Genomic DNA, 25,807 nt, shown 5'->3' on the forward strand with positions numbered 1-25,807 from the left:
CCTCTTTCGGCTTGGCTAGTGCTCATCCCTGAAGTCGGGGTGTTCGTACAGCACCGGCATGTGGTAGACGATAAAACGGTACACGGTCACAATCATCGTCACCACAAAGATGGAAATGCAGAATTCCCATATGCTGGGGAAGTAGCGTTCCGCCGAGGGCAGATTGTAGTTGAAGGCGATCATGGACACGTTGAAACGGTTCATGACAATGCCCAGAACCGCGTTGACCGAGGCAATGCGGCACAGGGTCACGTTGCGTTCACGCGCGCCCTTGGCGTAGACCAGGGCGGGCAGCAGCACGAAGCCCAGCATTTCCACAAGCCACCATGCTCCATAGCCGGAGAAGACGTAGGGCAGGTTCGCCTGCACAAGCATGTCGATGACCTTGAGCATGAAGTAGGCGAACAGAATGAAGGAAGCCGCGCGCGCAAAGCTGAAAATGACGCCGTCAGCTTCACGCAGGTGGGTTTCATCCATATAGTGGTGCAGACCCTTGTGGGCGAACATGCCTTCAAAAATGACCATGGAAGATCCGGCAACCATTGAGCTGACGAAGAAGAACATGGGCATGAAGGGCGAGTACCACAAAGGATGCAGTTTTTCGGGCGCAATGAGGTACAGCGCACCCAGTGAGGACTGGTGCAGGGTGGACAGCGTCACGCCGAAGATGGTGAGCACGATGGTGGCATGCACCACGAGCTTGCGCCACTTGATAAGGAAGGGGAACTTGGACGACAGCCATTCCATAGGCGCCACGGAGAATTCTATGAGAAGCACCGTAACGTAGGTGGCGACGCACAGGCCCACTTCAAAGAGAACCGAAGTGGTGCCGGGGAAGAAGAACATGAAGGGCAGACGCAGCGGATGGCCCAGATCGTACAGAAGGGCCACAACCACGAAGGCGTAGCCGAGAAAGGCTGTGGTGATGGCAGGGCGTACGGCCGAGTGGAACTGTTTCATACCCATGATGTAGCAGGCCACGGTGGTAAAGTAGCCACCAGCCGCGAGCGCCACGCCGCAAAGAAGGTCAAAGCCGATCCACAGGCCCCAGGGCTGGGTGTTGCTCAGGTTGGTGACCGAGCCGATGCCCATGGTAAAGCGGATAATGGTGATTACCAGGCCCACCGACAGGATGATGGCGGTAATAATATTGCCCGGCGTAGGTCTGAAGAACTCGCCAAGGTTGAACAGCTTGTCCTTGGTAGGAATGACTATGCTGTGGTGCGACATTTACTTATCCTCCCCGTGACACTTGCACTCCGTTTCCCGGGCCTTGAGAGCCTCGGTCATGGCGCGGCGGGCCGTGTCGGCAGCACCCGGCCCCTGGGTTTCCTCAATCTTGCGCACAGCGGCGTCAACGGCGGCGGCCACGTCTTCGCGGGCTTCCTTGACCTTTTCGTCCTTTTCAGCCTTGTACATGGCTTCGCGGCGCTTGCTGATGGCATAAGCACCGCCGAAGAGTACCGGCCAGAAGGCCACGATCATGGGCACCGCCCCGAGCGCGCCGTAGGTCAGTTCACCCATGGGGCGATTGCCGAGGTGGGTGTTGAGACCAAGCTGTTTCAGTTCGTCGCCGGCCAGCGGCGCGTCGTCCACCGGCACGGCGGCAGCGGCCTGGCCCACGGCGGGGCTCAGAACCATCCATGCAGTGCCGCCGGCATCGGTTTCACCGTAGATGTAGTTGACGTACTTGCCGGGGGTGTCGGCCATGCGGGCACGGGCCACGCGGATGAGGTCACTGCGGCGGCCGAAAGTGAGGGCGTCCTTGGGACAGGCCTGCACACAGCCGGGCAGCTTGCCTTCATTGAGCAGAGGCTCACAGAAGGTGCATTTCTGCACCAGGGGGTCAAAGGCTTCGTCGTACTGGAAGCCGGGCACGTAGAAGGGGCAGGCTACCATGCAATAGCGGCAGCCCACGCACTGCGAGCCGTCGTAGTGCACCGCGCCGTTGGGGTGTTTGGAGAAGCACTTGGCAAAGCAGGCCGAGGCGCAGGCCGGGTCGTTGCAGTGGAAGCACTGCAGCTTGCGGAATACGTCCTTGCCGTTCACCTTGTACTTGTTCACCACAGTCCATTGATATTCAGTGGTACGGCGGGTGGTGTCGCACACCGTAAGGTCGCTGAAGGGCTTTTTGGGCTTGGGCAGGTGGTTGACCTTGTTGCATGCCTCTTCGCACTTGCGGCAGCCAATGCAGCGTGTAGTGTCGTGCAGCACTCCGTAACTGTCAGCGTAATATGGGAAGGTGTGGGGGCCAGCCTGGGCAACCTTGGCGGTGCCAAGGGCCGAGACCACGCCCGCGCTTCCCAGAATGGTCAGAAATGTTCTGCGTTTCATATTCTTACTCCATGCTAGTCGGCGCTCTTGGGCGCGGCCTTATGGCAGGTGGTGCAGTCGGTATCTCTGGGACGCGCGACGTTCATGCCCTTGTGGCAACCCATGCACTGCAGATGATAGGCGGCCATGAGGTTGGGACGGCCAGGATTGACCTTGTCGATTTCCTTGGCATGGCAGCTGCCGCACTTGGGAGGCGTGAGAGAAAGCGGGCTTCTGTGGTGGCAGGTCGCGCACAGAAGTTCAGGCTGATTGTGGAAAGCCTGGGCCAGCTTGTCGTCCTTGATGCCTTCCATAAGGGAGGTAAGGTGACGGCGATGGGTGAAGTTGCTTCCCTCGTACTTGTCGGCCAGAGAGTCGATGACCACCTTGAGGGGGGCCAGCATGGGAGAAACGGGCGCAGCGGGCTTCTGGGACTGCACGGTTTCGGCAGCCAGAGCCTCGTTGTCGCCGGGCAAAAGCGTTCCGTTAATGCCCTTCTGCATCTGTTCCGGCGTCATGGACGGCGTAACATTGTGACAGGTGGCGCACCATGCCTGGTCGCGCTTGGGCGTGACAATGGCATGACAGCCCGCGCATTCGCGCCTTTCCTTGGTTTGCTGCTCATGACAGCTCACGCAGCTGACGGGCGTGTTGCCCTTGGCGCGTTTGGCGATGTTGGTGGCGTGCATGGCCCGCTCAAGGGTGATAAAGTTGCCCTCGGCCTTGCCTTCCACTGTGTGACAGGTGCTACAGGCCACCGGGTCGCCCGTGTGGTGACAGGTCTCGCAGTTCTCAATCTTTTTTTCATGGATAAGGTGATTGAAAACCACGGGTTTCATGGCCGAGCCCTTGGGATTGGGCTTGTCGCCGACCGGAAACATGACTATGGCCGATGGCGCGCCGCTGTCTGTTGGCTCCAGGGCTGCGGCTTTTGCCGAACCAGCTCCCAGCGCCGTAAGACACGCCGCGCCAGCCAGGGCGATAGCCGCCAGCAGAAGCAGTGATGTGCCGTTCCTCATGTGCTTGTCCTTTTGCATTCAGACATTACCCCAAACCCGCCGCCTGGCGACGGGATCCTCCGGCCCCGCCGATCCCTGCGGGGGGCAAACACGCAGATATTGCAACGGTATCGCAGGCAGGAAGACACGTCAAGGAGGGGCCAATCTTGGAATGGCTTCTCATGCTTGGAAAAACAAGGCGATTGGGAAAATTTTCATTAAATTCGATCCGCCAATAAAAACCAATTCAGTGCGTTATGACGAATATGGGGCCTGCTTGCGCACATGGGCACATGGCCGTGGCTTTTTTGAAATTTTTTTGTCTGAGCAAAAAAGCCGTTTTCGTTGCGCCAACAAACAGAAAAAAAAAGACCTGCATGGGCATATCCGGACAAGCCAAAAATTTCACCAGGGTATTATATTCACGATAATATGCTGTAAATTAAAATTATTTTCTTGAGGTTGGCCCCGCGTGGTGCGGCCGCTCATGACAGGGGCGCAGGGGAGGCTGTCGGCTCTTGACCTGCACCCCAAGATACTCTACGTCCAAGGAGATAGGGTGTTATATGAAATTGCCCGCAGGCTCGAGGCCCGCCGCCCGTTCCAGACCCGGTCTGTCGAGAGGGCGCGTGCGGTTTTACGTCCGCCTGTTGTGGATATGGCTATGGAGCCGGCAGCTCCTGACCGATAACGGAGGATCGTTGATGAAGAGTGTTGAAAGCCTGTTGCAGGGCAATGAATTGTTTCAAAAAAACTATTTCAAAAAAAACGAAGCCCAACTTCTGGAACTTGTCAGAAGCGGCCAGCATCCCAAAGCGCTCTTCATCGGCTGCGCCGACTCCAGAGTCATCCCCTCTCTAATAACCAACGCTCCTCCCGGCCAGCTTTTCGTGTTGCGCAACGTGGGCAACTTTGTGGCTCCCCACAAGCCGGACGAAGACTATCACGCCATGGCCTCCGGCATAGAATACGCCGTCACCACCCTGGATATTTCAGAGATCATCATCTGCGGCCATACCTATTGTGGAGCCATTGAAGCCCTGTACAAGGAAATCAGCGGCGAACAGCTTGTTCACACCAAGAAGTGGCTTTCTCTTGGCAAGAAGGCCAAGGAGCTTGCCCTGCTCGCGCTTGGCAAAGATGCCGACAAGGACAGGCTGCTGCGTCTGACGGAAAAGCTCTCCATCGTCTTCCAGATCGAAAACCTGCTCACCTACCCTTACGTCAGGGAAAAGGTGGAGAATGGCACCCTGCATATCCATGGCTGGCTCTACCATATCGAATCCGGCGAAATGGAATACTATGATCCCGACCAGCACGAATTTCTGTCACTGAGCAGGTCGGAAGCCGCGTTGTAGGTGTGTGGCCTTGCCGTGTGGCTTTTTGTGCGGAAGATGCTTCAGGAACGCGCAGGCGGCCCGCTTTTGGAGCGGGCCGCCTTTTTTTGCGTTCACAGCACACGCGGGCAGTTTTATTTTGAAGGCATCACGCCAGCGGTGTTGCCGCCATTGGTGAGGTTGCCGCGCCGTCAGACATGTCTGGGGTCTGCAATGCCCGCTTCAGATCAGAATACCCACAATACCCGCCCATAATACCACAAAAGTTTTAGGGGGAGGGGTGTGGGGGAGGAGACCCTTTTTCAAAAGGGTCCCTTCCCCACAAGGCATAACAGTGCATTTCAAAGTAACATTACTCTACCGCGCCCAGCGGCTGCGCGCGGCTGCAACCACGCCGTCCACATCTTCCGGGGGCAGCCAGAGGGCCTCCTTGCGGGCGCGAAACCAGGTGAGCTGCCGCTTGGCGTAGGCGCGCGTGTTTCGCAGCCAGAGCGAGCGGCATTCTTCAAAGTTCAGGCGGCCCCGCAGAAAGGCCAGGGCCTCGGCGCAGCCGATGCCGGACCAGCCGGGCGCGCCGTCGTCGTTGCAGTGCTCAAGGGCCGCGCGGGCCTCATTCATGGCCCCTGCGTCAAGCATCATGTCGAGACGGCGGGCCAGACGGGGTTCCAGCCATGTGAGGGGGGCGTCCAGCACCAGCAGCGGCCCGGCGCAGGGCGGGGGGCTCATGGCGTTTTTGTGCCACCAGGTGAAGGGGTTGCCCGTGGCCTGCCGCACTTCAAGGGCGCGCACGATGCGCTGACGGTCATTGGGATGGATGCGGGCGGCGTATGCCGGGTCCACCTGGGCCAGTTCGGCGTGCAGACGCGCCGCGCCTTCGGCTTCCATGCGGTCGGTCAGGGCCTGGGTCAGGGCCGGGTCCACCGGAGGAATCTGCGCCGTGCCGTGCAGCAGGGTGTTGAAGTACAGCCCTGTGCCGCCCACCAGCAGGGGAGTCCTGCCCCTGGCGAGGATGTCGCGGGCAAGCGCCGTGGCCTGATCGGCCCAGCGGCCCGCGCTGATCTTTTGCGCTGTGGGCAAAAAACCGTAGAGGTGGTGCGGGCAATGGGCGCGCTCTTCAGCCGTGGGCTGCGCCGTTATGCAGGGAAAATCCGCATAGACCTGACGGGAGTCCGCATTGATGACCTCGCCGTCAAGGGCGTCGGCCATGGCCAGCGCCGCGGCCGTCTTGCCTGATCCTGTAGGCCCCGCAAGGCAAATGACAGGCAGCGGGGCAGCCAGTGCCGCCCCGCTGCTGGTATGCGTGTTCCGCATGGGCTCATCCGGCGGTTATGAGGTGCGAAAGCCGCTGTGCGGCGGGGCAAGACAGGGGGTGGCCTGGGCAACCTCGCCTTTTTCGTATTTTTCCATAAGCGCCAGCCGCACGTTTTCAGGCACAAGACCCTTGATGTCCGCTCCGTGGCTGGCCGCCGCTTTGACGATGGTGGAACTGATGAACAGCCATTGGTAGTCGGTCATGAGAAACACCGTCTGGATATGGCGCTGCAGGCGGCGGTTCATGAGGGCCAGCTGGAATTCGTATTCAAAATCCGAGACGGCGCGCAGTCCGCGCAGCAGCACGCAGGCCCCGCGCTGGGCGGCGTATTCCACCGTCAGACCCGAAAAGGGTTCCACAATGACCTTGGGTTCGTCCTTGAGAGCCTCGCGGGCCATGGCCACACGCTCTTCATGGTTGAACAGGGGGCGCTTGGGCGTATTGTCGGCCACCGCCACGATGAGCTGGTCAAAAACCTCGCAGCCCCGTCGGATGAGGCTGAGGTGTCCGTTGGTCATCGGATCGAACGTGCCGGGATACATGGCTATTTTCATGACGCTATCCAGATGCAGACGCGGGTTTGCCCCAACAGTCTGTCAGTTTCCAGGGTGAATCCGGAAGGCACGGCAAAGCTGGCCTCTTTTTCAATCTCCGCAGTCACAAAGGCTCCGGGCGTGAGCCAGCGGTGGGCCGCCAGCAGCCGCAGGGCCGGTTCGGCAAGTTTTTTGCGGTAGGGCGGATCCATAAAAACCAGGTTATAGGGCTGTTGCGGCGGACGCTTGAGCACCTTGAGCACATCGTCTTTGACAAGACCCGTTTCGGCCTGCACGCCCAGCGTTTCCACATTGGCCTGAAGGCAGCGCATGGCCTGCACGGAATTTTCAACCAGCAGGGCATGGGGCGCGCCACGGCTGATGGCCTCGAAGGCAAGGCTGCCGCTGCCCGCAAAAAGATCCAGCACCCGCGCCGTGGACCAGACAAGTCCACGGGCGGCGAGCATGGAAAAGAGGGCCTCGCGGGTTTTGCCCATGGCGGGGCGGTAGCCCTCGCCTTCCACAGTTTTAAGAATCCGGCCGCCCAGGCGGCCTGCTATGATGCGCATGATACTCCCATATGCCTACATGCGCGAGATCAGGCGCGTGAGGGCGTAGTCCATTTTTTCCAGAGCTTCCTGCAGGTCGGTCTGTTCCACCCAGGGACGGGCTTCCACATCGGCCAGCTTGCCCTTGAACATGCCCCACTTGCGTTCCACCTCGTCGGTAAGAAAATTCCAGTCCACCTTGGGGTGGGCCTTGGTTTCATGCATGATGGTTTCGGCAACCTGGCAGCCGACCAAGGTCATTTCCTCAAGGTAGGAGGCTATGTGCGGCGTGATGGCAAAGCGCTCATGTATGAGCCCGGCCAGGGTTTCCTGGGCCTTGGATTCACCGTGGGTCAGCACCACCTGGGCGCAGTTGTGCGCCAGAGGGGCCAGCCATTCAAGAAGCTGGCTTTGTCCGGCATGGCCTGAAAAGCCGTTGATGGTGAAAATACGGGCGGCAACGTCCATATCCTCACCGAACAGGGTTATTTTTTTGGCTTTTTCAACAATTTTGCGGCCCGGTGTGCCCACGGCCTGATAACCCACAAAGACGATGCTTGCGCCGGGCTTCCAGATGTTGTGGCGCAGATGGTGGCGTATACGGCCCGCGTTGCACATGCCGCTGGCCGAAATGACGATGGCCGGGCCCTTGTAGTCGTTGATGGCCTGCGATTCCGACACTGACAGCGTGTAGCGCAGATTGGGCAGGGAGAAGGGGTTGTCGCCGTTATTGAGCATCTTTTGCGCGGCGTCGTCAAAAAGCTCGCGGTTGCGTTCAAAGACCTCGGTGGCGCGGATGGCCAGGGGGCTGTCCACATACACGGGCATGTCTTCGGGCAACTGGCCTTTTTTGCTGAGCACATGCAGGCAGTACAGCACCTCCTGGGTGCGCTCCACGGCAAAGGCGGGAATGATGACTTTTTCGCCCTTGCCGTAGCTGTAGGCGATGGCGTCGGCCAACTCCTGATCGCTTACGTCCTCATCCTTGTGGTCACGGTCGCCGTAGGTGGATTCCATAAACACATAGTCGGCCTGGGGCGGGTTTTCGGGGCTGCGCACGATAAGGGACTGCGGGCGGCCGATGTCGCCCGAAAAAATGAGGCTGGTGGTTTTGCCGTTTTCGGCGGCTTCGATGCGCAGTGAGCCGGAACCGAGGATGTGCCCGGCGTCGTAATACGTGACGCTGATACCGGGAGCAGGTTCAAAGGTCTTGTGGTAGTCCACCGAAGAAAAGAGGCTGACGGCTTTTTGCGCGTCCGCCACGGTGTAGAGGGCTGCGGGGGGATTTTTCAGCCCGCGCCGCATGTATTTTTTGGCTTCCCACTGGGCTTCCATTTCCTGAATATGGGCGCTGTCCTGCAGCATGAGGTCCAGCAGTTCGCTTGTGGCCTTGGTACAGTACACGGTGTTTGCAAACCCTTCACGCACCAGCTTTGGCAGCAGGCCGGAATGGTCGATATGGGCGTGGGTGATGAGGATGAAGTCAATATCTGTGGGGCGGTAGACTTCAGTTTCCCTGTTGCGTGCCTCAATGGCCTTGTTGCCCTGGTGCATGCCGCAGTCGACGCAAAATCGCTTGCCGCACGCCTCAATCATGTAGCAGGAACCTGTCACGGTTTGTGCCGCGCCCAGAAGTTGAACCTTCATCGTGGCCTCCGATAAAAAGTAACGGCCAGAAGCAGCCGCAAAGTCCGTCGCGGCGGAGGGCAGGCAGGCTGCTGTTTTCCGTCTGACGTGCCCCGTCGCCGCAAAACCCGGTGCTGTACAGGGCGCGGCGTGCAAAACGCAGTGCGCGCGGTCGTGTGATGGCCGCAGGTCGCGTTCGGGGACTTTTTTCCATAGCCGCTTGGGGCGCGCAGCGTCAAGCCCGCGCCGTCTGCCGTCCGCCGACTGACGCGGCTTTGCCCCGGTTTTCCTCCTGCGATGGGCCGTGCATTGCCTTTACCGCGCCGCCCACATATACTGCCACTCTGGTTCGCCGGGCGGCAGCAAACCCCCGGCCCGTTTACGCGCTTCCGCCCGGAAGCCCGACAAAGCCGCGGCAATCAGCCGTTGCTGACGTTTTTTGCGTCTGTTTTTTCCGGGAGCCACGGAAGATACCCTAAGGAGAATTCATGCCTGAACTGCAACAGAATATTGTGGACGATCTTGCTTCTGTCACCACCGAATCCTGGCGTACTTTCCGCATCATGGCCGAAATGGTGGAAGCTCTGGATACCCTCAACGCCCTCAAGGTCAACTGCATATCCATCTTCGGTTCGGCCCGCAGCACGCCGGACACGCAGGAATACAAGGATGCCGAAAAAATTTCGAGTCTGCTGGTTGAAGCCGGTTTCGGCATCATCACCGGCGGCGGCCCCGGCGTTATGGAAGCGGCCAACAAGGGCGCTTTTGACGCGGGGGGCGAGTCCATTGGGCTGCACATCCACCTGCCGCACGAGCAGGGCTGCAACCCGTATGTGAAAACCCGCTGTAACTTCCGTTATTTTTTCATCCGCAAGTTCATGTTCGTCAAATACGCCATGGCCTACGTGGTCATGCCCGGCGGCATGGGCACCATTGACGAGCTTTCCGAAGCCTTTGTGCTGGCCCAGACCGGACGTACACGCGCCTTCCCCATCGTGCTGTATGATTCCAGCTTCTGGAGCGGCATGGTGGAATGGCTGCGCAAGAATATGGCCGCGCGCGGTTTTATCAGGGAAAAGGAAATTGACCGGCTCATCACCGTGTGCGACACGCCTGAAGAAGTGGCCAGTCATCTGCGCAAAATCGTTATTCTTTAGGACGCTGCATGAGGCGGCACGCATCGGACCCTTTCTCCCCCCATTCCGGCGGCCCGGCCTCCGGGGATGGGGGAGTTCGCGTTTTTACGCCAGCCGGGCCTGTGCCTCCCGCACCGTCGGGGCATAGCTGGGAGAGCCTCATGGGGCGCGCTCTTGAGCGCGCCCGACTGGCCGCCGCCGCCGGAGAAATACCCGTGGGCGCGGTTATTGCGGCCCCCGACGGCACGGTGCTGGCGGAAGAGGGCAACGCCCCGGTGGGCCTGCACGATCCCACTGCCCACGCCGAAATTCTGGCCCTGCGCCGGGCCGGACGTGTTTTTGGCAACTACCGGCTTGGGGGCTGTGTGCTGGTGGTCACCCTTGAGCCCTGCGCCATGTGCGCCGCGGCCTGCATCCATGCCCGCCTTGCCGGAGTGGTTTACGGGGCGGCCGATTCGCTGGCCGGGGCCGTCATCTCGCGTGCCGAGTATTTTGACGCGCAGAGCGCCAATCACAGCCTCTGGCATATGGGCGGCGTGCGCGGCGCGGAATGCGCGGAACTGCTGCGCGATTTTTTTGCCGTCCGGCGTGAAGAATAGGAAGTTCGCCGCCAAAGCCGCAGGATTTGGCAGGACTGCTCCGACTGTTGGGAGCTTTTAATGACACGGCTCCGGCCAATAAAACGGACCGGCTGCTGTGCGGGCAGACGGGGCCGCCAATTCACACGCCCTGCCTGTTCGCCTGCCGGTGAGCGTGCCGGGCGTTTATACACCTTGAAGCAGCGCGTTTTCAACGTTGGTCTGCTCTGAATGATGACTGTGGGGAAGCGTCTCTTGCGCGGCTTGTGCCGCGCCACCGAAGCTTCGCCCCAACCGCCAGGGGCTGGACCCCAAAAGGAACGCCATGCTGGAACTGACGGTTTTTTTTAGCGGCGCGCTGGTTATGGTGCTGGAAATGGTGGGCGCGCGCGTGCTGGCCCCCTATGTGGGCACCTCGGCCATCGTCTGGACAAGCCTCATCGGTGTGGTGCTGGCCTGCCTGGCTCTGGGAGCGTGGGCGGGCGGGCGCATGGCCGACAGGCATCTTTCGCGCCGGGGACTGGCCCTGGCCCTGGCCGGAGCCGGCCTTGGCAGCGCGCTTACGGCCCTGTGTCACTCACTGGTGGGCCAGTGGGTCACAGAGGGCATCAGCAATCTGTACGTGGCCGCCGTGGCCGCCGCTGTGGGCATTTTTGCCCTGCCCGCCCTGTTTTTCGGCGCCATAAGCCCCTATGCCATCCGCCTGCGCATCGGCAGCGTCGACACTGCCGGGGCCACGGTGGGGCGGCTGTACGCTCTCTCCACGGCGGGCAGCATTCTTGGCACCTTTCTGGGCGGCTTTGTGCTTATTTCCTTTTTCGGCAGCGGCAGCATCCTCTGGGGCGTGGCCGTGTGCATGCTGGCGCTTTCATTGTGCAACGCGGCGCGCGGCGGCAAGGTTCGCGCTGCCCTGCTGGCCCTGTGCCTGATCGGCGCGGTCATGAACGGCATGTACGGAAGCTGGCAGGAAGGCAGGGGAGGAGTGCGGCTTGTGGAAAGCCCCTACAACAGCATACGCGTCTATGAAGGCATGGACTGGGGCGAGGGCGGCCGCGCCGTCCGGCTTATGGCCACGGATCCCGGCTACAGCCAGTCGGGCATGTATCTGGACGACCCGGCGGAACTCTATTTTCAGTATACGCGATTTTACGCCCTTGGTCCGCGCTTTGCGCCCCAGGCCCGTTCCGTGCTTATGCTCGGCGGGGGCGGCTATTCCGTGCCCAAGTGGATTCTGGCGGGCAAGTCGGCGCTGGCCGCGCCCGACGAAGTGCGCATGACCGTGGTGGAAATTGACCCGGCCATGACTGAAACCGCCCGCCGCTGGTTCGGCCTCAAGGACGACGCGCGCCTCACGGTGCGGCACGAGGACGCCAGGGCCTTTCTGAACCGGCAGCGGGGGCAGTATGATCTTGTTTTCGTGGATGTGTTCAACTCGCACTACGCGGTGCCTTTCCAGATGGGCACAGTGGAAGCCGCGCGGGCCATGCGGCAGGCCGTTGCTCCGGGGGGCGCCCTGCTCATGAACGTCATCTCCGCTGTGAACGGCGAGGACGGACGCCTGTTTCAGGGCATATACGGGGCTTTGTCCACAGCTTTCGAAGAAGTGCGGGTGTTCTGCGTGTCCCGGCCCGACAGGCCGGATGAAGTACAGAACCTTATGGTTGTGGCCTTTCCTGAAAAAAGGGAGGGCATTGCCTGGGAAACGACACGGGCAGAAGACGCGGGCGTAAACGCCGACGCGGGCATGGCCGCCATGCTGGCAACCCGTTTTACGGGTTCGCTGGTTTTTGACACGCCACCTCTTGCGGACGACTTTGCCCCAGTGGAGCGCTATGCGCTTATGCTGCTACGGCAGTGAACGCCAGCCTCTTGCGATGCCGGGGCGAAAAATGTAGCATCTGCAACAAAACCAGAGGAGGCGGTCCATGCAATTCAGTACAGTGAGTCCGCTGAGCTTGAGTGAAAATGTTCTGACCATACTTGGCAATAAACTGGCTGCCGGACAGGAACTCACCATGACCGAACGGTTGATGGCTCTGTCCGCGGCGGGTGCGATTGTCGCCAGCAAATACGGCCCCGGCCCGGCGGAAATGGTACTGACCCCGCCGCAGCTTCCTGAAGATATCCGGGGCCTGCTGGCAAACTACGCCGGATAATTTTGCTCGGTCAGGCGAGCGCTCACAAGCCCCCGCAGGGAGAATGCATTTTGAACGAAACCATTGACGATCTTACAGTACAGTTTGAAGAAAACGGCCAGATTATTGTGAACGAACTGGACAAGGTTGTGCTGAGCAAGGGGCTGTGGACGACCATACTCTTCCGCTACCAGCAGTGGCAGCCTGAAAAGGACGATTTCGGGCCGGACGTGTATGTTATCCGGCGGTACAAAAAGTCCGGCGGCGAGTACCGCCAGCAGTCCAAATTTACCATTTCCAGCGCCGAGCAGGCCCGCAAGATTGTGGACGCGCTCAGCAGCTGGATAAACTAGACCAAATTAACTTTGAGAATGGACATTCTCAAAGTTTAAGACACGCATGCTCCGGCGCTTAACAGCGCAAATAAATTGCGCTTACGCCTTCGCTGCGGGCGCCTGCTCACGCAGTCGCCAGAGCAATTTCAAAGTGAAAATGCTCTAGGCAGTGTCGTCACGAGCGCCTTTCCAGGTATTTCTGTGTCGAACGTCGCCTTGTATTCCGGTCGAGTACCGTCAGAGGACACTCCCTGCATAAAGGGCGCGTTCTTCTTGATATGACTGGAAATTCATCTCGCGACAACACTGTCCAGGGAGCTTCATGGTAACATTGCTCAGGCGGCTGCGCGCGCAGTCGTTACAGTGAAGGTGCAGCGTGCCCGTGTAACTCGCGCCAAGCACCGCAAAAACGGCGAGCCACAGGTCAGACCTGTGGTTCGCCGTTTTTGCGGTGTTTGGCATGCCCAAGGCGGCCATGTCCAAAATTTCTGTGAATGCAGATGCGTGCCGGTTGAAGAACTCTGCGTCGCGCCCTCTTCCAAACCGGAATAAGCTCTGTATTATACTGATTAATATAAAAGTTTTAGGGGGTGGGGGCGTGGGGGAGGAGACCCTTTTGCAAAAGGGTCCCTCCCCCACAAAGCCTTTCAACACATTACCTTACATTTGCAGTGCCGCTAGAGAGCCGCTGCCTGGCCGTCGCCGCGCGGGTCCGCGGCCCCCTGCCAGACGCCGTTGGGCCGCCGCAGTATGGCCCCGGCGTGTCCCATCAGTTCCGTGAAGTCGTCCATTCGCCGCACCACGTGCCCGCGCCGGGCCAACTCCTGCGCGACGCTTTCAGGGATGCGCCCCTCAAGCTTGAGGTCGTTGCATTCTTCGCCCCAGCTTCGGCCCAGCAGCCAGCGCGGCGCGTTGACGGCGTCCTGCGGGCTCATGCCAAAATCCACAATGCGCGTGGTCATGGCCGCTATGGTCTGCGGCTGGCCGTCGCCGCCCATACTGCCGTACACAAGGTGGGGCTGCCCGTCCTTGAGCAGCATGGCGGGCGTCAGGGTATGCAGGGTGCGTTTGCCCGGCAGCAGGCAGTTGACGTGCTTTGGGTCAAGGGCAAAGGCGCAGCCCCTGTTTTGCAGCACAAAGCCCGCGTTGTCCGCCACCACGCCCGAACCGAACTCATGATAGATGCTTTGTATGAGCGACACCGCGTTGCCTGCCGCGTCCACAGCGCCAAGCCAGATGGTGTCGCCGCCGGGGGGCAGGGGGGGCAGGGCGTCCGCGTGCCTGTCCATGTGGATGCGCGCCGCCTGCCGCCTGCCGTGCTCGGATGAAAGCAGGCGCTGCGTGGGAATGTCGGCAAAATCGGGGTCCGTCAGATAGTGCTGGCGGTCGATAAAGGCTTCGCGGGTGGCTTCAGCCATGACGTGATAGTAGTCGGCAGTGCCCTCGCCCAGAATATCCACGTCCATCTGATTGAGGATATTGAGAATTTCCAGTGTGGCCAAGCCCTGGCAGTTGGGCGGCGGCGTGCAGGCCGTATAGCCTCTGTAGTCCACCCGCAGGGGGTCGGTCCAGTCCGCCGTGTGACTGACGAGGTCCTTGTGCGTGAGCAGGCCGCCCTGCCGTTGCAGGGAGCTGATGATGGCCCGCGCCGTGTGGCCTTCATAAAATTCCTGGGGCCCGTTGGCGGCCAGCCGGGCCAGTGTTTCGGCCAGTTGCGGCTGGCGCATGACAGCGCCAAAGCCCGGCGGGTGTCCTTCTGGCGTAAAGTACAGGCTGCGGAAACCCTCGGAGCGATGCAGGCTGTAGTTCGGCTTGCCGCTGCTCACAAGGGCCAGACCGTTCGCCAGGGAATGGGACACGGCAAACCCGTGGGATGCGTGTTCCTGTGCCGGGGCCAGCAAGTCGGCCCAGTTCAGGGGCGAGTCCATGATTTTTTTGCTGTGCGCAAAAGCCGCGCCCCAGCCGGACACAGCGCCCGGAACGGTCAGCGCCGCCAGCGGGCCGCGCGTGGGCACGGTCTTGTGGCCGCGCTCAGTATAGTGGGCGGCGGTGGCCGCCTGCGCCGCCCTGCCGCTGCCGTTGAGCGAGCGCAGGTTCTGTGTGGCCGCATCATAAATGAGCCAGAAGTTGTCTCCGCCAAGGCCGCACATATGGGGATAGACCACAGAAAGCACGGCGGCTGCGGCAATGGCCGCATCCACGGCGGTGCCGCCCTTGCGCAGGATGTCGCGTCCCGCCTGGGAGGCCAGATAGTGGGGGCTTGTGATCATGCCCCGCAAGCTCAGGGGATTGCTGGCAGTGGAAGACGTGAAGGAATACCGGTGTCTGGATTGCATTGTGACCTCGTGCTGGCTGTCCCGCAGGAAATCCGGCGTGCCGGGCGCGCCGGAGTGTTTCGCGGGCAGTATGCCACAGGAAGCCGCAAGGAGCAAAGGACGGGCCGTGGCCTGGGCGCAGGCCGGAGCAGATATGTTTTGAAATGCGTGATGCGGAAAGATGCTGTCCGGGAATCCCCGTGCCAGATCGGGAAACGCTCAGGCAGTGTCGTCACGAGCGCCTTTCCAGTTATTTCTGCGTCGAATTTCACCTTGATATGACAGGAAATTCATCTCGTGACGACACTGTCTGGTGCTCTACGTAAACACAATGAGAGTTTTAGGGGGTGGGGGCGTGGGGGAGGGGACCCTTTTGCAAAAGGGTCCCTCCCCCACAAAGCATTTCACCCAGGCATTTCATTCAGGCCTTTCTCCCGGCTTACGCGCCCCCGGCGGCCCTGGCCGCTTCGTCGGGGTACAGGGCCTCGATGCCCGCCAGAAAATCGGTATAGCGTCCTTCCACAATGGCCTGCCGCGCATTGCGGGCAAGGTCGAGAAAATAGGTCAGATTGTGCAGGGAGTTGAGCCGGAAGGACAGCAGTTCCTGACTGGCGTACAGGTGCCGCAGATAGGCGCGCGAAAAGGTGCGGCAGGTGTAGCAGTTGCAGTTGGGGTCCAGGGGGCCGTCATCTTCGGCGAACTGCTTGCGCCTGATGTTGATCTTGCCCTGTGAGGTATAGAGCGTGCCGTTGCGGGCATTGCGGGTAGGCAGCACGCAGTCGAACATGTCCACCCCGGCGTTGATGCCGTTGGCTATGTCCAGCGGGGTACCGACGCCCATGAGATAGCGGGGCTTGTATCCGGGCAGCAGGGGAGCGGTGTGGTAGAGCAGGTCGTACATCTGCGCCTTGGGCTCGCCCACGGAAAGGCCGCCGATGGCAAAACCGTCAAAATCGATGCCGCAGAGCTCCTCAACCGAGCGTTTGCGCAGGTCTTTGTGAAAGCCGCCCTGGGTAATGCCGAAGAGCAGATTGTGCGCCGTGCCCGCGGGGTAGGCCGCTCTGGCGCGCTGCGCCCAGCGCGTGGTGAGGGCCAGGGATTTTGCCGTATAGTCGTAGTCCGCGCCGTAGGGCACGCACTCGTCCAGCACCATCATGATGTCCGAATTGAGATTGCGCTGGATCTGCAGCACCTTTTCCGGCGTGAAAAGGTGGCGTGATCCGTCAAGGTGGGAGCGAAACTCCACCCCTTCTTCGCGGATCTTGCGCAGGGAGCTGAGGCTGAAAACCTGAAAGCCGCCGCTGTCCGTAAGAATGGCGCCGGGCCAGGAGGCGAATTCGTGCAGGCCGCCCCGTCGGGCCACAAGTTCGTCGCCGGGCCGCAGGTACAGGTGGTAGGTGTTCCCCAGGATGACAGGCGCGCCGATGGCCGCGAGGTCGTCGGGCGCAATGGCCTTGACCGAACCCACGGTGCCCACGGGCATAAAGATGGGCGTGGGGATGACGCCGTGCGCCGTGCGCAGGAGCCCGGCCCGTGCGGCCCCGTCCCTGTGTTCTATGGTAAATATGGAATCAGACATGCCGCGCACACTATATGCAAGCGGCATCAGATGCAAGGGGCTGGCGGGCTGCACGTGGGCGGCAGCTGCGGGCAGTCGCGGGTTGACGCTGTTTGCGCGCGTGCGGTAGCTGCTGTTTGCGGGTGATTGACGCAGGGACTGACCAGTGCCTGGGAGAGCGGATATGCGGACGGAACCGGCAGGCTGGCGCGGGCGGCGATAGTTTGACAGAAAACGAATAACTGCATAAAAAAATAGACATCCGTAGTTATGCGGAGGCCACTTTGCACAAGTCCTGGGGAGTCCCCTGCGCGAGGAAGGAGAATGCTTTTTTTTAGCCGCTTTATGCGTCTTTCCGGCCAGAAGAACGCCCCGGCGCACAAGGTCCCGGTCATGGCCCTGTTGCGCGCGGCCCTGGCGCACCATGTCTGTGTGGAAGTGCTGTTCACTGACCGTAATCGCCAGATGGACAACGTCTATTGCCGCATCATGGCGCTGGGCGACAAAAGCCTTCGGCTCGTGTCCGCCACCAAGTTTTTGCCAGACGCGCTCAACGACGAGCAGTGTCTGCTGTATTTCAATCTTCCCCGCACGTTTCTCGTCAATACATTCAAGATGTCGCCCGGTCAGGCGCGGGCCGGTTTTTTGTGCAAGACCCGCATTATCCATAATCACCTGGAACCTGAAAAGCGCTTTTGCGAAATAGAAGTCGCCATGCCTCATGCCTATGTGCAGCGCAGCCTGCGCAAGCACGAAAGGGTCTTTCCTTCTGTGGGAATGGTGAAGACCGTGGATTTGTGGCTGCGGGGCAAATTGCCCAAGCACTGGCGCGAACTGGGGTCTGCGGACTTTACTTTCAGACAGGGCGAACCGTCACGGCTTAAGCTCATCAATATCTCTGCCAGCGGGGCGCGCATTGAAATTGATGAAGTGGAAGAGAACGAACGCTACCGCAGGCTTACGGGAACGCAAATGCTGCTCTGCATCGTGCTCTGCGGGCCGGGGCGCAAGCGTTGCGTTGCGCCTGTGGTCTCTCACTGTGTGGAAAGCCTGTACAGCGGCACCCTGCGGCGGCTTTCGCTTCGTCTGCGTTTTGTTCAGGTGTGGCAGGCAGACTGCAGTGGTCATGGCGCGTGGGACAGGGTTGGCGAGGACGGTGTGGCGGTCTTGAGCGACTGGATCAATAACGATTTTTGCCTGCTGACCGAAAAGCCCTCCCGCTGTGCCTGTCCTTGTCCATAAGCTTCGACCGACTTGCCACCGGATCTGTGCCATGCCGTGGCGTAGTGCTTTGAGCCTGCCCGCATTACCTTGTTTTGCGTCATGCCCGCAGCGCCCGGTGGACGTTTGCGCCGCCGGGGCTTGACAGCGCGCATGTCGGGCAGTATACATCTCGTTCCTTGCTCGCACCCGTGTGTGCGGGCTGCCAATCCAAAAGGAGAACCACAATGCGGAAATTTGAAACCCTGCTGCTCCTTTCACCGGAGCTTTCCGCCGAAAACCGCGAGGGCATCATAAACACCCTCACCGCGGTTATCGAGCGTGAAAAGGGCGCCATGGAAGAAGTGGACAACTGGGGCATGCGCGATCTCGCCTACCCGGTGCGCAAGCTGATGCGCGGTTACTATGTGCGTCTGGTGTACCAGAGCCCGGCTACCCTGGTGGCCGAACTGGAACGCAACATTCGCATGACTGACGGCATCTTCAAGTTTGTGACCGTCAAGCTGGCCGATGAAGTGGCCGGGGAGGTTGCCTAAATGGCCTTCAAGAAGAAATTTGCCCCTCGGCGCAAGTTCTGCCGCTTCTGCGCAGACAAAGACCTGCCCCTGAACTACAAGCGTCCTGATATCCTGCGCGACTTCATCACCGAGCGCGGCAAGATCATCGCCCGTCGCATCACCGGCACCTGCGCGCACCACCAGCGCCTGTTGACCCGTGAAATCAAGCGTGCCCGTCAGATGGCCCTGCTCATCTACACCGCTACGCACGATTCCGGCGTCAAGAAAAAGAGCAACATCTAGGAGGCGCATATGAAACTGATACTTCGCGCCGACGTAGAAAACCTCGGCAGTCTTGGTGATGTGGTTGAAGTCAAGCCCGGTTACGGCCGCAACTTTCTGTTGCCCCAGGGCCTGGCCATGGTGGCCTCGCAGGCCAATCTGAAAGTTTTTGAGCAGGAGCGCAAAAAGCTCCAGGCCCGCATGGATTCCCTGCGTGGCGAAGCTCAGGAAATGCAGGCTCGTCTCGAAGCCCTTGAAGTGGTTATCACCATGCATGTGGGCGACAATGACAAGCTGTACGGTTCCGTCACCACCACCATCATCGGCGATGCCATCGCCGCCCTTGGTGTGGATGTTGACCGCCGTCGCATTCTTATGGACGCTCCTATCCGCACCTTGGGCGAACACCCGGTGCGCATCCGCCTGCATCCCAGCGTCATCGCCGTGGTGCCGGTGAAGGTCGTGTCCGACCACCAGTCCTTTGAAGAGCCCGCTCCTGCAGCTCCCGCTGAAGAAGCCGAGGCCTCCGAATAGGGGATATAGTGGTTTCCCACGGTGATCATGGCTCCGCCCCCGGCCCCGAGGCCGGGGGCGCGCCTTTTGGGCAGAACGGCGCTGGCCGTGGCTCAAGGGGCGGTCAGCAGGGGCAGGGCGGCTTCAAGAGCCGCCAGGGCAGCCAGGGCAGCGCCGCTGACAGGGCTGAAGCCGATCTGCTGCGCCGTGTGCCGCCCCACAGTGTGGAGTCGGAGCAGGCCGTTCTTGGCGGCGTGCTTATGCGCCCCCAACTCATGCACGCCATTGTGGATCAGCTGGCGGCCGAGGATTTCTATCTGCCGGCCCACGTTACCATCTACAACGCCTTTCTTGAGCTTTACCGCAAGTCCGCGCCCATAGACCTGCTGTCCACGGCGGAAATGCTGAAGAGCCGCAATGCGCTTGAAGAGGCGGGCGGCGCCGTCTATCTTGGCGATCTGGCCCAGGCCGTGGTGTCGGGAGCCAACGCCGAATACTACGCCACCATCGTGCGCGACAAAGCCCTGCAGCGCGGCCTTATTGAGGCCTGTTCCGGCATTATCACCAACTGCTACGACGCTTCCCTTGAAGTGGGAACACTGCTCGACGAATCGGAGCAGGCGGTTTTCGCCATTTCGCAGCGCACCTCCGGGCGTGACTTCACCCCCACGCGCGAACTGCTGGACAGGGTTTTTGACAACCTGTCCCGTCTGGCCGACGCCAAGGACGTCATCACCGGCGTCACCACAGGCTACACCCGGCTGGACAAGCTCACTGCCGGGCTCCAGGCTTCGGATCTCATCATCGTGGCGGCCCGCCCCAGTATGGGCAAGACGGCGTTTTCCATGTGCATGGCGCTGCACGCCGCCGTGCGCCAGAACGTGCCCGTTGCCGTGTTCTCGCTGGAAATGAGCAAGGAGCAGCTCATGCAGCGCATGCTGGCCGTGTGGGGCAAGGTGGACCTTTCCAAGTTGCGCCGCCCGTCCATGCTCACGGACGAAGACTGGCAGCGACTGTACACTGCAGCGGACGTGGTGGCCCGCGCACCCATATTTATTGACGATACGCCCGCCCTGACCACGCTCGAGCTGCGCGCCCGCGCCCGCCGCCTCAAGGCGGACAAGGGGCTGGGCATGGTGGTGGTGGACTATCTGCAACTCATGCGCACCAGCCGCCGCACGGATTCACGCGAACTGGAAATTTCAGACATCTCGCGCTCTCTCAAGGGGCTCGCCAAGGAAATGCAGGTGCCTGTGGTCGCTCTTTCGCAGCTGAACCGCAAGGTCGAAGAGCGCAGCGACAAAAGGCCCATGCTTTCGGACTTGCGCGAATCCGGCGCTATCGAGCAGGACGCCGACGTCATCATGTTTGTCTACCGCGACGACGTGTACAAGTTTGTCAAACCCGCCGAGCGTCCGCCACAGGGCGTGGCCGAAATCATCATCGGCAAACAGCGTAACGGCCCTGTGGGCGTTGCCGAACTCATGTACCTGTCGCCCTATACCTCCTTTGAGGATATGGCCCCCGACTGGTCGCCGCCCCCGTCTGAAGGTAGCTAGCATCCCTTCGATCTGCATCCAGAGCTTTTTGTGAGGGAGGCGACCCTTTTGCAAAAGGGTCGCCTCCCTCACGCCCACTCCCCCTGAAATCTTTATTTCCAGCGCCATCGGGTACAGGAACGCCCTGTGGAGAGCCGGTTTTCAGCGCCAGCCCCGTTCCGGGGTTCACGCGCTCTCAAGGCTGGACACTCTCAAGGCTGGTCACACTCAAAGCTGATTGGGCCAACCCTTCCAGTGCTTCTTTCTCAAGTTCCAGCCGTGCTTTTTCGGGCTCTTATGAAGGCCATGCGCACGCCGGGCCTGCACCCTTGCCAGCCCGCGCAACACCGCCGTATGCGCGCTGTTGCGCTTGCCGCGCCAACCCCTGATTTTTCACGAAAGGGCATGCGGCACGCGGGCTGGCCATGATTGTTGTGGTGAAATATGAGTAAGAGGCGGAATTTGAGGCTGCATAGGCTGTCAAAAGCATTCGCCTATATTGCGCATATTTTCACACAATATTTCTGGAATTTATCAGCGCCTAAAGGTGTACAAAAAGAGTATTGCGCAGGCTTGGTTATACGCACAATACATGCTTCTGCCGCATCTGGGGTATGGTATCCAATGTAATTACTCTGAATTGAATGCAGCACTGCCTTGAGGTGTATGGCGATATGTCGGATGTTGCAGATGTATCATATGCTTAACGGCGCGCCAAAATTGAATATCTTTTTTAGAAAACTTCCAGTAATTTCCTTGCATCACGGATTTTATCACGCAAAAACTGCGCAATGCCAACTTTTTTTTGTACTTTCGTTGACAAGCTAGAAAAAGCGTGTTTCTGTGATTGCCATGTGCCGCGTACCGGTAATACGTTTTACTGGATGGGAGCGCGGGAAGATTGTTTTTTTTGTGAGGGTGTTTCATGTCCAAGTCCATTTATGTCGGGAACCTTCCCTGGTCCGCTACTGAAGAACAGGTTCAGGATCTTTTTGCCGAATACGGCAGCGTTCTGTCCGTGAAACTCGTTAGCGACAGGGATACCGGCCGTGCCCGTGGCTTTGGCTTTGTGGAAATGGAAGACGGCGAAGCCGATTCCGCCATTGAAGCTCTTGACAACTTCAGCTTTGGTGGTCGCACGTTGCGCGTCAACGAAGCCAAACCCAGGGCTCCTCGCCAGCCCCGTTACTAGGACTAGGCAACGGACCTTAACGCCCTGTAACCGGGGCGTTTTTTGTCCTGCCGCACAGTCGCCGCTAAGGCGCTGCGCCATTGGCACAGGCCTGCCAGCGCGGCACGGTTTTGGGGTTCACTTTAAGTGCGGGCCCGGCAACTCCCTGAATGGTTTGCCCCTTCATGGGTTTGACGAGCCCGCTCGCAGTGGTGCGGGGCGCTTGAGGCTCCAGCACACCAGCCTGTCTGCATTCCTGTCAGCCTGATCTGGCGCACAGGGCATCTCATGATTCGTGCGTTTTCTTTATCGCACACATCGCTACAGCAAACTACTTTTTGAGAATGCGCGGTCTCAACGGCCAAGACGCCCGCTCTGGCGCGTAACCGTTCGCTATTCCTTTGCAAATCCGCTCGCATACCCGTCCGTATATTTGGCGTTTACGCCTCTGCCGCAAGCGCTTCTCGCGCAGCCTTCGAAGCATTTCAGGGTGAACCCGCTTTACCATACCGCATGTAAATATTTCGGGCTTGCGCGCCTTTTTGCCCGCTGTAGGCCGGGTGTCTGTTGAGGGAGATTCCCCTTGATGATGTGTATTCGCAATGGGTAGGGCGCGTCGTCCGGCCGTGGCTGACCGGATAACCGGTAGTGCTTTATCCTGTAAACATGCTGTGTTGCGTATCGCTAGCCTGCCATGGGCGGCAGCCTTGGTGGAACACGCCGTGGTCTTACGCACTCATCATGCGGGCTGTCAGTGCCATACCATGCTGTCTCACCGGCTTTGAAGCCGCGGATTTGCCCCGGCGCAATGTCTGAAGCATCCACAGGCCCTGAGTAACCGCTGCGCCTGCGTCTGGTTCGTTACATCTGTCGCCTGCTCACGCTGCCGCCCGGATATATGCGGCTAAAATCTTCTGGTCTATTGTCCGCCGCCGGCTTTGCCTGCGTTGCGCAATTGCGGCGGGCCAAGCCTGTGTTATGCGGTCCGTCGTCCTGACGCGGTTGCCATTTCTTTGGCCGGGCCGCCTTGCCGAGCGCTGTAATTTTTGCCATTATGGGGCATGACGCTTCCGCCGGATCAACAGGTCACCAACTGCAATCTTGCCCGGCGCAACAATCCTTGAGGAGGCAGCATGCTCAACCCCAAACAATGTGTGCTTTACAGCGGCGGCGCCGCCGGAACCGAACAGTTTTTCGGCGCTCTGGCTGAAAGCTGGGGCATGGAAGAAGTGAACTACGGCTTTGAAGGACATCAGATCGAACGCACGCGGGGTGTACGTGTGCTGACTTCAGAGGAACTGGCCCTGAAGGATGTGAGCCTTACCTATGTTTCGCGCCTCATGAACCGCGAGTATACGCGGGCGCCCCTGTTCCGCAAGGTGTTGCAATCCATATGCTGGCAGGTCAGCAGCGGCGAGCAGGTCATTGTGGTGGGCGCGGTGCAGCCGGACGGTACGGTCAAGGGTGGAACCGGATGGGGCGCGGAGTTTGCCAAGATATGCAACAAACCCCTGCTGGTTTTTGATCAGCCCCGTAATGCCTGGCTTACCTGGCAGAAAGACAAATGGGCGCAGGTGGAAAACCCCACCATCGAATACGCGCACTTTGCCGCCACGGGTACACGCTTTCTTGAGGATAATGGCCGCGTAGCCATTCAGAATCTTTTTGCACGCTCGTTTACGCGCTAGAGCATTTTAACTTTGAAAAAGTTTAAGTGCTCTGGCGCTGCACGAAAGTGCAGCGCGCCACAACGTGGCGTGGATTCAGCCGGAAATCGCATTTTTCGGCTGAATGACAACTTTGAAATGTGAAGCATTTCAAAGTTAATCTGGTCCAGACCTGTTTTTTCACCCGGCCCGGTATTTCCGGGCCGGGTCAGCGCCACAACAGCGGACACAGACCGGCTGCCGCGCCATTTGCCGCGCGGCTTCTTCATTCCTCCCGGAGAATTCATGAGCCATCAATTCAGCCCAGAAGAACAAGCGGTCCTGCGCATTGTGCAGGATAATCTGCCCGACAGCCTCACCCCTTACGCCGATCTGGCGGAACAGGCGGGAATGAGCGAAGCCCAGGTGCTTGAGCTGCTTGGCCGCCTCAAGGAATCCGGGGCCATACGCCGTTTTGGCGCGAGCATCAAGCACCAGAAGACCGGCTGGACGCACAACGCCATGGTCGCCTGGAAGGTAAAGCCTGAACAGGTTGAGAGTTGTGGCCGCAAGGTGGCCGAACACAACCATATTTCGCACGCCTACTACCGTCCGAGCGCCGCCGCTGACTGGCCCTACGAGCTGTATACGATGATTCACGGGCGCAGCGAGGCCGAGTGCCTTGGGGTGGTGGAAGACATCATGAACATGACTGACTTGAAGGAACACGCCATCCTGCGCAGCCTCAAGGAACTGAAAAAAATTTCTATGACGTACTTCGCCTGAAGGAGACCAGAATGGATATGATTTCGCGTCAGCTTTTTGAAAAGGCCCAGGAGGTCATTCCCGGCGGGGTCAACAGCCCCGTGCGGGCCTGTCATAATGTGGACAGCCAGCCGCTCTTTATCGCCGAAGCGCACGGTTGCCACCTGACCGACGTGGACGGCCGCCAGTACATAGATTTCGTGCTTTCCTGGGGGCCCATGATTCTTGGGCATGACGAACCTTCCGTTACCCGTGCCGTGTGCGACGCCGCCCATCGCGGCACCAGCTATGGCGCTCCCTGCCCCGATGAGGTGGCTCTGGCCGAAGCCGTGGTTGCCGCCATGCCCGGCCTTGAGATGGTGCGCATGGTCAATTCCGGCACAGAGGCGACCATGAGCGCCCTGCGTCTGGCCCGCGCCGCCACCAAGCGCGACAAGGTGCTCAAATTTGTGGGCTGCTATCACGGGCATGCCGACCCCTTCCTGGCGGCCGCCGGTTCGGGTCTGGCCACATTCTCCATTCCCGGCACGCCCGGCGTGCCTCAGGCTGTGGTGGCCGACACCCTCCTTGCTCCGTACAATGACCTGGATGCGGTCAGGGAGTGTTTTGCCCAGCACGGCGAAAGCATCGCCGCCATCATTGTGGAGCCCGTGGCTGCCAATATGGGCCTTGTGCTGCCCAAGCCCGGCTTTCTCGAAGGGCTGCGCGCCATCTGCGACCAGTACCAGAGCCTGCTCATTTTTGACGAGGTCATCACGGGTTTTCGCGCGGCTTTTGGCGGGGCGCAGGCGCGCTTCAAGATTGATCCCGACCTCACCACCTTTGGCAAGATTATCGGCGGCGGCCTGCCTGTGGGTGCTTTTGGCGGCAAGCGCCGCTATATGGAGCTTGTGGCCCCGCGCGGCGGCGTGTATCAGGCGGGAACCCTTTCGGGCAATCCCCTGGCCATGGCCGCGGGTCTGGCCACGCTCGCCATCCTCCAGAAGTCGGACTACGCCGCCCTTGAAGACCGCACCCGCACGTTCGCTTTCAGCCTGCGCGACATCATTGCCGCCAAGGGCGTTCCCCTGCAGATGCCGACCCTGGCCTCAATGTTCTGCCCCTATTTCAGCGAACATGAGGTGACGGACTTCGCCAGCGCGCAAAAGTGCGACCAAAAGCTCTTCACCTCGTTTTACAAACAGATGCGGGCACAGGGCATTTACCTTGCGCCTTCAGGCTATGAAACCGGCATGGTGTCGTTCGCCCATACGGACGACGACTTCAACAGAACCCTGGACGCGGCCCGCAAGGTCATTTTTTAGCGTGGTCACTCCTTGAGAATGGATATTCTCAAGGAGTGACGCCCCTTGTGGCGCGTAGCAACGGGCATAGACCGCGCTCACGCCACGGCGAGCCCCGCTCACGCTGATGTCGGAGCAAGGCAGGGTAAAGCTGCGCACGGCTGGCT

General features: G+C 60.0%; 26 protein-coding genes. 16 read left to right on the top strand and 10 right to left on the bottom strand.

All coding sequences use genetic code 11. The features are described from left to right. Positions 1–15 precede the first annotated feature (15 nt). Genes hmcC through ACZ5DH_RS14760 form a run of 3 tightly spaced genes read right to left on the bottom strand, consistent with a single transcriptional unit; the run spans position 16 to position 3,332 of the window. A complete protein-coding gene (gene hmcC / locus ACZ5DH_RS14750) occupies positions 16–1,230 on the bottom strand; it encodes a sulfate respiration complex protein HmcC (RefSeq protein ID WP_464254999.1) in 1,215 nt (404 codons plus the stop codon). Next, complete coding sequence (locus ACZ5DH_RS14755; RefSeq protein WP_464255000.1) at positions 1,231–2,334, bottom strand: 4Fe-4S dicluster domain-containing protein; 1,104 nt, start codon at positions 2,332–2,334, stop codon at positions 1,231–1,233. Positions 2,335–2,348: 14 nt separating this feature from the next. Further along, complete coding sequence (locus tag ACZ5DH_RS14760) at positions 2,349–3,332, bottom strand: nine-heme cytochrome c (protein WP_464255001.1); 984 nt, start codon at positions 3,330–3,332, stop codon at positions 2,349–2,351. Between the two features lie 151 nt (positions 3,333–3,483). On the opposite strand from ACZ5DH_RS14760, the gene ACZ5DH_RS14765 reads away from it, so the two are divergent. Further along, positions 3,484–3,771, top strand: a complete 288-nt coding sequence (locus tag ACZ5DH_RS14765; RefSeq protein ID WP_464255002.1) for a hypothetical protein — start codon at positions 3,484–3,486, stop codon at positions 3,769–3,771. Between the two features lie 244 nt (positions 3,772–4,015). Then, positions 4,016–4,669: a carbonic anhydrase gene (locus ACZ5DH_RS14770; RefSeq protein WP_464255003.1), complete on the top strand. Its 654-nt coding sequence runs from the start codon at positions 4,016–4,018 to the stop codon at positions 4,667–4,669. A 336-nt stretch (positions 4,670–5,005) separates the two neighbouring features. On the opposite strand, the gene miaA is transcribed toward ACZ5DH_RS14770, so the two are convergent. Genes miaA through ACZ5DH_RS14790 form a run of 4 tightly spaced genes read right to left on the bottom strand, consistent with a single transcriptional unit; the run spans position 5,006 to position 8,688 of the window. Beyond that, positions 5,006–5,926, bottom strand: coding sequence for a tRNA (adenosine(37)-N6)-dimethylallyltransferase MiaA (gene miaA, locus ACZ5DH_RS14775; protein WP_464256568.1), 921 nt, complete (start codon positions 5,924–5,926; stop codon positions 5,006–5,008). A gap of 48 nt (positions 5,927–5,974) precedes the next feature. After that, entirely contained in the window at positions 5,975–6,514 is a 540-nt protein-coding gene (gene coaD / locus ACZ5DH_RS14780; RefSeq protein ID WP_464255004.1) for a pantetheine-phosphate adenylyltransferase, read from the bottom strand. Next, entirely contained in the window at positions 6,511–7,062 is a 552-nt protein-coding gene (gene rsmD / locus ACZ5DH_RS14785) for a 16S rRNA (guanine(966)-N(2))-methyltransferase RsmD (RefSeq protein ID WP_464255005.1), read from the bottom strand. Before rsmD ends, coaD begins: the two co-directional genes overlap by 4 nt. A 15-nt stretch (positions 7,063–7,077) precedes the next feature. Further along, complete coding sequence (locus ACZ5DH_RS14790) at positions 7,078–8,688, bottom strand: MBL fold metallo-hydrolase (RefSeq protein ID WP_464255006.1); 1,611 nt, start codon at positions 8,686–8,688, stop codon at positions 7,078–7,080. A 467-nt stretch (positions 8,689–9,155) separates the two neighbouring features. Here ACZ5DH_RS14790 and ACZ5DH_RS14795 point away from each other — a divergent pair, with 467 nt between their 5' ends. The 5 genes from ACZ5DH_RS14795 to ACZ5DH_RS14815 all read left to right on the top strand — a co-directional run bounded on the left by ACZ5DH_RS14795 (position 9,156) and on the right by ACZ5DH_RS14815 (position 12,869). Beyond that, on the top strand, positions 9,156–9,824 hold the full coding sequence (locus ACZ5DH_RS14795; protein ID WP_464255007.1) for an LOG family protein: 669 nt from the start codon (positions 9,156–9,158) through the stop codon (positions 9,822–9,824). A 101-nt stretch (positions 9,825–9,925) separates the two neighbouring features. Continuing rightward, positions 9,926–10,402: a nucleoside deaminase gene (locus ACZ5DH_RS14800; protein WP_464256569.1), complete on the top strand. Its 477-nt coding sequence runs from the start codon at positions 9,926–9,928 to the stop codon at positions 10,400–10,402. A 304-nt stretch (positions 10,403–10,706) separates the two neighbouring features. Beyond that, the gene (locus ACZ5DH_RS14805; RefSeq protein ID WP_464255008.1) at positions 10,707–12,239 is read left to right on the top strand and encodes a fused MFS/spermidine synthase; all 1,533 of its coding nucleotides are present in this window, start codon (positions 10,707–10,709) and stop codon (positions 12,237–12,239) included. Between the two features lie 67 nt (positions 12,240–12,306). After that, complete coding sequence (locus tag ACZ5DH_RS14810; protein WP_464255009.1) at positions 12,307–12,537, top strand: hypothetical protein; 231 nt, start codon at positions 12,307–12,309, stop codon at positions 12,535–12,537. Between the two features lie 50 nt (positions 12,538–12,587). After that, positions 12,588–12,869, top strand: a complete 282-nt coding sequence (locus ACZ5DH_RS14815) for a hypothetical protein (protein WP_179980004.1) — start codon at positions 12,588–12,590, stop codon at positions 12,867–12,869. A gap of 659 nt (positions 12,870–13,528) precedes the next feature. Here ACZ5DH_RS14815 and ggt read toward each other — a convergent pair. Continuing rightward, positions 13,529–15,187 carry a gamma-glutamyltransferase gene (ggt, locus tag ACZ5DH_RS14820; protein WP_464255010.1) on the bottom strand — a complete coding sequence of 553 codons (1,659 nt, stop codon included), beginning with the start codon at positions 15,185–15,187 and terminating at the stop codon, positions 13,529–13,531. A gap of 418 nt (positions 15,188–15,605) precedes the next feature. After that, positions 15,606–16,745 carry a tRNA guanosine(34) transglycosylase Tgt gene (tgt, locus tag ACZ5DH_RS14825; protein WP_464255011.1) on the bottom strand — a complete coding sequence of 380 codons (1,140 nt, stop codon included), beginning with the start codon at positions 16,743–16,745 and terminating at the stop codon, positions 15,606–15,608. Positions 16,746–17,048: 303 nt separating this feature from the next. On the opposite strand from tgt, the gene ACZ5DH_RS14830 reads away from it, so the two are divergent. From ACZ5DH_RS14830 to ACZ5DH_RS14860, 7 genes are all read left to right on the top strand, one after another. After that, positions 17,049–17,966, top strand: coding sequence for a hypothetical protein (locus ACZ5DH_RS14830; RefSeq protein ID WP_464255012.1), 918 nt, complete (start codon positions 17,049–17,051; stop codon positions 17,964–17,966). 206 nt (positions 17,967–18,172) lie between these two features. Next, positions 18,173–18,481 (top strand): 30S ribosomal protein S6, encoded by a 309-nt coding sequence (rpsF, locus tag ACZ5DH_RS14835; protein WP_291301708.1) that lies wholly within the window; start codon positions 18,173–18,175, stop codon positions 18,479–18,481. Next, complete coding sequence (rpsR, locus tag ACZ5DH_RS14840; protein WP_179979999.1) at positions 18,482–18,745, top strand: 30S ribosomal protein S18; 264 nt, start codon at positions 18,482–18,484, stop codon at positions 18,743–18,745. Positions 18,746–18,754: 9 nt separating this feature from the next. Further along, entirely contained in the window at positions 18,755–19,258 is a 504-nt protein-coding gene (gene rplI / locus ACZ5DH_RS14845; RefSeq protein ID WP_464255013.1) for a 50S ribosomal protein L9, read from the top strand. Positions 19,259–19,437: 179 nt separating this feature from the next. After that, a complete protein-coding gene (dnaB, locus tag ACZ5DH_RS14850; RefSeq protein ID WP_464256570.1) occupies positions 19,438–20,796 on the top strand; it encodes a replicative DNA helicase in 1,359 nt (452 codons plus the stop codon). A 904-nt stretch (positions 20,797–21,700) separates the two neighbouring features. Beyond that, positions 21,701–21,967 (top strand): RNA recognition motif domain-containing protein, encoded by a 267-nt coding sequence (locus tag ACZ5DH_RS14855; RefSeq protein WP_022659825.1) that lies wholly within the window; start codon positions 21,701–21,703, stop codon positions 21,965–21,967. Positions 21,968–23,079: 1,112 nt separating this feature from the next. Then, positions 23,080–23,634, top strand: a complete 555-nt coding sequence (locus tag ACZ5DH_RS14860; protein WP_464255014.1) for a hypothetical protein — start codon at positions 23,080–23,082, stop codon at positions 23,632–23,634. Here ACZ5DH_RS14860 and ACZ5DH_RS14865 read toward each other — a convergent pair. Beyond that, positions 23,631–23,882 (bottom strand): hypothetical protein, encoded by a 252-nt coding sequence (locus ACZ5DH_RS14865; protein ID WP_464255015.1) that lies wholly within the window; start codon positions 23,880–23,882, stop codon positions 23,631–23,633. The genes ACZ5DH_RS14860 and ACZ5DH_RS14865 overlap by 4 nt on opposite strands. Positions 23,883–23,898: 16 nt before the next feature. Here ACZ5DH_RS14865 and ahbB point away from each other — a divergent pair, with 16 nt between their 5' ends. Together ahbB and hemL are read left to right on the top strand one after the other, a co-directional pair. Beyond that, positions 23,899–24,378 (top strand): siroheme decarboxylase subunit beta, encoded by a 480-nt coding sequence (gene ahbB / locus ACZ5DH_RS14870; RefSeq protein ID WP_464255016.1) that lies wholly within the window; start codon positions 23,899–23,901, stop codon positions 24,376–24,378. Between the two features lie 11 nt (positions 24,379–24,389). Further along, the gene (gene hemL / locus ACZ5DH_RS14875) at positions 24,390–25,661 is read left to right on the top strand and encodes a glutamate-1-semialdehyde 2,1-aminomutase (protein ID WP_464255017.1); all 1,272 of its coding nucleotides are present in this window, start codon (positions 24,390–24,392) and stop codon (positions 25,659–25,661) included. The last annotated feature ends 146 nt before the right edge of the window (positions 25,662–25,807 follow it).

This window comes from Desulfovibrio simplex, assembly GCF_055387835.1.